The 6,031-nt window shown below is 62.6% G+C and carries 7 protein-coding genes; 2 read left to right on the plus strand and 5 right to left on the minus strand.

Translation table 11 applies throughout. The features are described from left to right. Positions 1 to 6: 6 nt before the first annotated feature. From pcaF to RRF55_RS04675, 3 genes are read right to left on the minus strand one after another with little or no spacing between them, the layout of a single operon-like run. Entirely contained in the window at positions 7 to 1,209 is a 1,203-nt protein-coding gene (gene pcaF / locus RRF55_RS04665; RefSeq protein WP_009308944.1) for a 3-oxoadipyl-CoA thiolase, read from the minus strand. Between the two features lie 10 nt (positions 1,210 to 1,219). Beyond that, the gene (locus RRF55_RS04670) at positions 1,220 to 1,876 is read right to left on the minus strand and encodes a 3-oxoacid CoA-transferase subunit B (protein ID WP_032414881.1); all 657 of its coding nucleotides are present in this window, start codon (positions 1,874 to 1,876) and stop codon (positions 1,220 to 1,222) included. 10 nt (positions 1,877 to 1,886) lie between these two features. Continuing rightward, complete coding sequence (locus RRF55_RS04675; protein ID WP_002903522.1) at positions 1,887 to 2,573, minus strand: 3-oxoacid CoA-transferase subunit A; 687 nt, start codon at positions 2,571 to 2,573, stop codon at positions 1,887 to 1,889. A gap of 169 nt (positions 2,574 to 2,742) precedes the next feature. On the opposite strand from RRF55_RS04675, the gene RRF55_RS04680 reads away from it, so the two are divergent. Continuing rightward, positions 2,743 to 3,549 carry an IclR family transcriptional regulator domain-containing protein gene (locus RRF55_RS04680; protein WP_040188177.1) on the plus strand — a complete coding sequence of 269 codons (807 nt, stop codon included), beginning with the start codon at positions 2,743 to 2,745 and terminating at the stop codon, positions 3,547 to 3,549. On the opposite strand, the gene smrA is transcribed toward RRF55_RS04680, so the two are convergent. Together smrA and RRF55_RS04690 are read right to left on the minus strand one after the other, a co-directional pair. Then, positions 3,546 to 4,109: a DNA endonuclease SmrA gene (gene smrA / locus RRF55_RS04685; protein WP_004143055.1), complete on the minus strand. Its 564-nt coding sequence runs from the start codon at positions 4,107 to 4,109 to the stop codon at positions 3,546 to 3,548. The two genes, RRF55_RS04680 and smrA, sit on opposite strands and share 4 nt — an antisense overlap. Before the next feature lie 101 nt (positions 4,110 to 4,210). Beyond that, positions 4,211 to 5,119: a LysR family transcriptional regulator gene (locus tag RRF55_RS04690; protein ID WP_032415663.1), complete on the minus strand. Its 909-nt coding sequence runs from the start codon at positions 5,117 to 5,119 to the stop codon at positions 4,211 to 4,213. Positions 5,120 to 5,285: 166 nt separating this feature from the next. Here RRF55_RS04690 and RRF55_RS04695 point away from each other — a divergent pair. Continuing rightward, positions 5,286 to 6,031: amidohydrolase (locus RRF55_RS04695; RefSeq protein WP_318703309.1), on the plus strand; the 746-nt coding region annotated here is incomplete at its 3' end.

The raw sequence follows: 6,031 nt of genomic DNA on the forward strand, positions 1-6,031 counted from the left end.
GGCTCCTTAAACACGTTCAATAATCAGGGCGATCCCCTGTCCGACGCCGATGCACATGGTGCACAGGGCGTAACGACCGCCGGTCCGTTTCAGCTGATAAGCCGCGGTCATCGCCAGCCGGCCGCCGGAGGCGCCGAGCGGGTGGCCCAGCGCAATCGCCCCGCCGTTAGGGTTCACGTGGGCGGCATCGTCCGGTAAGCCCAAATCACGGGTCACCGCCAGCGCCTGCGCGGCGAAGGCTTCATTCAGCTCAATGACATCCATCTGGCCTAATGTCAGGCCGGTCTGCGCCAGCACCTTGCGCACCGCCGGCGCCGGGCCAAACCCCATGATCCGCGGCGCAACGCCAGCCGTCGCCACGCCGACCACCCGGGCCAGCGGCTGAAGATCGTTGGCCGACAGCGCCGTCTCGCTGGCCAGCAGCAGCGCGCAGGCGCCGTCGTTAACCCCGGAGGCGTTACCGGCGGTAACGCTGCCCTCGGCGCGCACCACGCCGCGCAGTTTAGCCAGCGCCTCCAGCGAGGTACTGCGCGGGTGCTCATCGCGGCTAAACAGCAGCGGCTCGCCTTTGCGCTGCGGCACCTGGACGGCGATCAGCTCATCGGCGAAACGCCCCGCCTCTTGCGCCGCGGCGGTACGCAACTGACTGCGTAAGGCGAACGCGTCCTGATCGGCACGGGAGATGGCAAACTCATCGGCGACGTTTTCCGCCGTCTCCGGCATGGAATGCACGCCGTACAGGGCTTTCATCTGCGGGTTAATAAAGCGCCAGCCGATGGTGGTATCCTCCATCTGCATGCTGCGGCTAAAGGCGCTCTCCGCTTTCCCCATCACAAACGGCGCGCGGGACATGCTCTCCACCCCACCGGCGATCATCAGCTGCGTCTCCCCGCTTTTAATCGCCCGCGCCGCGACGCCGATCGCGTCAAGGCTGGAACCGCACAGGCGGTTGATGGTGCTCCCGGGCACGCTCTCCGGCAGGCCGGCCAGCAGCAGCGCCATCCGCGCCACGTTGCGGTTATCTTCCCCGGCCTGGTTGGCGCAGCCAAAGATCACATCGTCAATGCGCGATGGATCCAGTCCCGGGTTCCGCGCCAGCAGCGCTTTCAGCGGCAGCGCCGCCAGGTCGTCAGCGCGCATCGTCGCCAGGGCACCGCCGAAACGGCCAAAGGGTGTACGCACCGCATCACAGATAAATGCCTGATTCATCATAGGTTCCTTACGCGCTTTCCGCCAGTTGTTGAAAGGTCAGTGGCACCGGAGTGATGCGCTGCAGCTCTTCAAAAGAGAGGCCGGTAAAGATTTCCCGCACCACCGGGCCGCGGTCGGTGATGTCGATCACCGCCAGGTCGGTATAGATCCGGCTGACGCAGCCGACGCCGGTCAGCGGGTAGCTGCACTGCGCCACCAGCTTGCACTCGCCGTCACGGGTCAGGTGGTCCATCATCACAAATACCTGGCGGGCGCCGATGGCCAGATCCATCGCCCCGCCAACGGCCGGGATCGCATCCGGCGCACCGGTGCTCCAGTTGGCGAGGTCGCCGCTGGCGGAAACCTGATAGGCCCCCAGCACGCAGATATCGAGATGGCCGCCGCGCATCATGGCGAAGGAGTCGCCGTGGTGGAAATAGCAGCCCCCCTGCAGGAGGGTGACATACTCTTTACCGGCATTGATCAGCTCGGGATCTTCTTCCCCGGGCTGCGGTTTCGGCCCCATCCCCAGCAGGCCGTTTTCGCTGTGCAGGAACACCTCTTTGTCAGCGGGCAGGTAATTGGCGATGCGGGTCGGCAGGCCGATACCGAGGTTGACGTAAGCGCCTTCGGGAATATCGCGGGCCACGCGCTGGGCCATTTCATCACGGGTCAGTTTTTGCATGTCGGGCTCCTCAGGCGCGTTGTGCGGCAGTCAGGTTTTCCAGCGAGAAGACGCGCTGGACGAAAATGCCGGGGGTGATGATGTTTTCCGGGTCGAGGTCGCCCAGCGCCACCAGCTGCGAGACCTCTACGATGGTGGTTTTCGCCGCTGTCGCCATGATCGGGCCAAAGTTGCGCGCCGCCTTGCGATAGACCAGGTTGCCCCAGCGGTCGCCCTGGTGGGCTTTAATCAGCGCGAAATCGGCTTTGATCGGGTACTCCAGCACGTAGTGGCGACCGTCGATTTCCCGTGTCTCCTTGCCTTCCGCCAGCGGCGTGCCGTAGCCGGTGGGGGTAAACACTGCCCCCAGCCCGGCGCCGGCCGCCTGGATCCGCGCCGCGAGGTTGCCCTGCGGCACCAGCTCCAGCTCCACTTTGCCGCGACGGTAGAGATCATCGAAAATCTGCGAATCCACCTGGCGCGGAAAGGAGCAGATCATTTTGCGCACCCGGCCCGCCTTGAGCAACGCGGCGAGACCCACTTCCCCGTTGCCGGCGTTGTTATTTATGATGGTCAGGTCGCGAGCGCCCTGGTCAATCAGGGCGTCAATCAGAAAGGTCGGCTGGCCGGCGGGGCCAAAGCCGCCGATCATAATAGTCGCCCCATCGTGGATCCCGGCGATGGCCTCGCTCAGCGTCGATACGCTTTTATCAATCATCAGGTCGCTCCAGTGATGTGCGGTAATCGCACTTTTATTCGTTGTTCGCACAAAATGTGACCCGCTTAACGATGTCGGTCAAGGGCGATAATCGAAATATGGTGCGATAATCGAACATCGGTTATCTTTAGCGAAAGAATGTGATCGATGGCAAATATGGGGAACAGAAATGGACAAGCATCCAGACGATTTACTGACCGGCGACGGCGATCCGTTTAAAGGCGATCCTAACTTTATGGCCTCCCTGGCGCGGGGTCTGGAGGTGATTCAGGCGTTCACGCCGCAGCGGCCCCTGCTGTCTATCTCACAGATCAGTCAGAAGACCGGCATCCCGCGCGCCGCGGTACGCCGCTGCCTGTATACCCTGAGCAAGCTGGGGTTCGTGTATGCCGAAGACGGTAAGAATTTCCAGCTGCGGCCGCGGATCCTGGCGCTGGGCCACGCCTGGCTGGCCTCGACGCCGCTGGCGCGTTCGGCGCAGCCGGTGCTGCGGCATCTGAGCGAAATGCTCAATGAGTCCTGCTCCATCGCCACCCTCGACGGCGACGATATCCTGTATATCGCCCGCGCCTCCAGCTCGCGGATTATGACCATCGACCTGGATATCGGCAGTCGCCTTCCGGCGTGGGCGACCTCGATGGGCCGGGTGCTGCTGAGCCATCAGCCGGAGGAGAAGCTCAACGATATGCTGGCCCGGGTGACCATGATCCGCTATACCCCACAGACGGTGGATTCGGTGGCGAAGCTGCGCGCCGAACTGAAACGGGTGCGTCAGCAGGGGTATGCCCTCAACGATCAGGAGCTGGAGATGGGGCTGCGCTCCCTCGCGGTCCCGCTGTTTAACGCTCAGGGGCAGGTTCAGGCGGCGCTCAACGTCGGGGTGCATGCGGGCCAGATGACGGCCCGCGAGATGATCGAGCGCGTGCTGCCGGAGCTGCAAAAAGCCGCCCGCGAGCTGACGCTGCTTCTGCGCTAACGACTGCGCTTGGCGTGCTGCTCCCAGGTCTCCTGCTTCGCCTGCGCCGATTTACGCAGCGCGACATAGCAGGCGCCGCTGCCGCCATGATGCGGAAGCGCGGCGCAGAAGGCCTGCACCTCCGGCAGCTCTTCCAGCCAGCGCGCCAGATAGCTGCGGATAATATTGGCGTGGGACTGGTCGTCGCGGCCTTTGCCGTGAACGATCAGCACATTGCGTAACCCCTCTTTCTGCGCCTGTACCATAAAGGCGAAGAGCATCTGCCGGCACTGTTCCACCGGCTGGCGCAGCAGGGAGAGGCTCGCCTGCTGGCTGTATTTCCCCCGCCGCAGCTTATCCAGCACGCCGCTCTGCAGCCCTTCTCGCTTAAACTCCAGCGGCGTGGCGAGCGGCACGATATCGAGATAGCCGGTGGTGAGAAAATTATCCAGCTGCAGGGTATCGACGCGTTGCGGGGCCCGGCTGTTACGCCCGGGATGCCAGTGCACGTCATTATTACGTTTCAGAGGCTGGACATCTTCCATGGCGTCAAGAAACAGGGATTTGTCATCAAGGTTCATGGGCTCTCCTCCAGCGGCTGTCGCCAGCTACTATAGCCGCCTCGCGCTCCCCTCTCAACGCGTTTAGCCGCGTTCGCTGGCAAAGTGAGCGCGACGGACGATTAAGGAAACAATTGTCGGCTCTGGCGGCGGAACAGGGTGATTAACGACGCCGTGAGCGGCGTCTGCCGGGTATCGCGCCGCTGGATCAGATAATAGGTGGCGGTGGGTAACACTTCACGGATGGGGATCATCACCAGTTTGTCGGCCATCAGCGGGTCGTTGCCCAGCTCCACCGGCAGGATGCTGAGAAAATCACTTTTCACCACCAGGCTGATGCAGGATGAGAACGTTTCGCAGACGATCCCCACCTTTGGCTCCCGTCCCAGCTGTTCGAAGCGCTCCTGCAGCTGCTTGAAGTAGCTGCCGCGCGGCGTCGGCATGGTCCAGTGGTGATCCATCAACTCCCCCAGCGAGGTGGCCTGCGCCGCCGGATGGCCCGCGCGGGCGAACACCGCGAACGGTTTCTCAAACAGTTTCTCAAAGCTGAACTCATGGTCGTACGGCCCGGGGTAATAGGTATTGATGGTGAAATCCAGCTCTCCCTGGCGCAGCTCATTGATCATCGCCAGCAGTTGGCCCTCCATGATCCGCACCTTTACCTGCGGATGCTGCTGATGAAAGCGGCAGATCACCGACGGCATCAGCGACCGGGCGACGCTGGCGCCGAGGCCAATATTAATTTGCCCGGCCTGCTCGCCCTGGCGCTGCAGCAGTTCGTCCTGCGCCGCCCGCAGCTCCTCAAGGATCAAGCTCGCATGTTGGTAAAAGCTTTCGCCGTTTTCGGTCAGCGCCACCCCCTGACTGCGGCGCACGAACAGCTGGGCGGAAAGCCCCTCCTCCAGCTCTTTAATCGCTTTGGTCAGGGCCGGCTGCGAGACCGCCAGCGCCCGGCTGGCACCGCGAATACTCCCTTCCCGGGCCACTTCGACGAAGGCGCGGATATGATGAAATTTAATCTGAAATGCCATGCTTTCGGTGATAACCATTGTTTATCAGACAGAAGAAATTCACATCTACTGTAATCCATCAGGCTGTGGCAGGTTAAGTGGGATACGGCCTGTAAAACGCAAGTGATAAACAAAAGCTATCACATCGTGAACGCCGTCACATTTTTTACTTATGACAGGATAAGCTATGCCGCAACTTGATGAATACCTCCGCCAGCTGGCGCCCTCCATGACCCAATGGCGCCGCGATTTTCACCTGCACGCTGAATCCGGCTGGCTGGAGTTTCGCACCGCCAGTAAGGTCGCGGATATTCTTGACGGGCTCGGCTATCAGCTGGCGCTAGGCCGCGACGTCATCGATGCCGACAGCCGGATGGGGCTGCCGGACGAGGAGACCCTGGCCCGGGCTTTCGAACGCGCCCGCGAACAGGGCGCGCCGGAGCGCTGGCTGCCGGCGTTTGAAGGTGGTTTCGCCGGCGTGGTGGCCACGCTCGACACCGGGCGGCCCGGGCCAACCCTGGCCTTTCGCGTCGATATGGATGCCCTCGATCTCAACGAACAGCATGACGATAGCCACCGCCCCCATCGCGATCATTTCGCCTCCTGCAACGCCGGCATGATGCACGCCTGCGGCCATGACGGCCATACCGCCATCGGGCTGGGGCTGGCGCATGTGCTCAAGCAGTATGCCGCCCAGCTCAATGGCGTCATTAAACTGATTTTCCAGCCTGCTGAAGAGGGTACCCGCGGCGCCCGCGCGATGGTGGCCGCCGGCGTGGTTGATGACGTGGATTATTTCACGGCGATCCATATTGGGACCGGCGTGCCGGCAGGTACCGTCGTCTGCGGTGGAGACAACTTTATGGCCACCACCAAATTCGACGTGCAGTTCAGCGGCGTGGCCGCCCACGCCGGCGGCAAGCCCGAGGACGG

The sequence above is a fragment of the Klebsiella sp. K47 genome, assembly GCF_051858335.1.
GTDB lineage: Bacteria > Pseudomonadota > Gammaproteobacteria > Enterobacterales > Enterobacteriaceae > Klebsiella > Klebsiella pneumoniae.

Coding starts and splice junctions, on each gene's coding strand:
- pcaF (WP_009308944.1), bottom strand. CDS start 1,209: ATGAATCAGGCATTTATCTGTGATGCGGTGCGTACACCCTTTGGCCGT.
- RRF55_RS04675 (WP_002903522.1), bottom strand. CDS start 2,573: ATGATTGATAAAAGCGTATCGACGCTGAGCGAGGCCATCGCCGGGATC.
- RRF55_RS04680 (WP_040188177.1), top strand. CDS start 2,743: ATGGACAAGCATCCAGACGATTTACTGACCGGCGACGGCGATCCGTTT.
- RRF55_RS04690 (WP_032415663.1), bottom strand. CDS start 5,119: ATGGCATTTCAGATTAAATTTCATCATATCCGCGCCTTCGTCGAAGTG.
- smrA (WP_004143055.1), bottom strand. CDS start 4,109: ATGAACCTTGATGACAAATCCCTGTTTCTTGACGCCATGGAAGATGTC.
- RRF55_RS04670 (WP_032414881.1), bottom strand. CDS start 1,876: ATGCAAAAACTGACCCGTGATGAAATGGCCCAGCGCGTGGCCCGCGAT.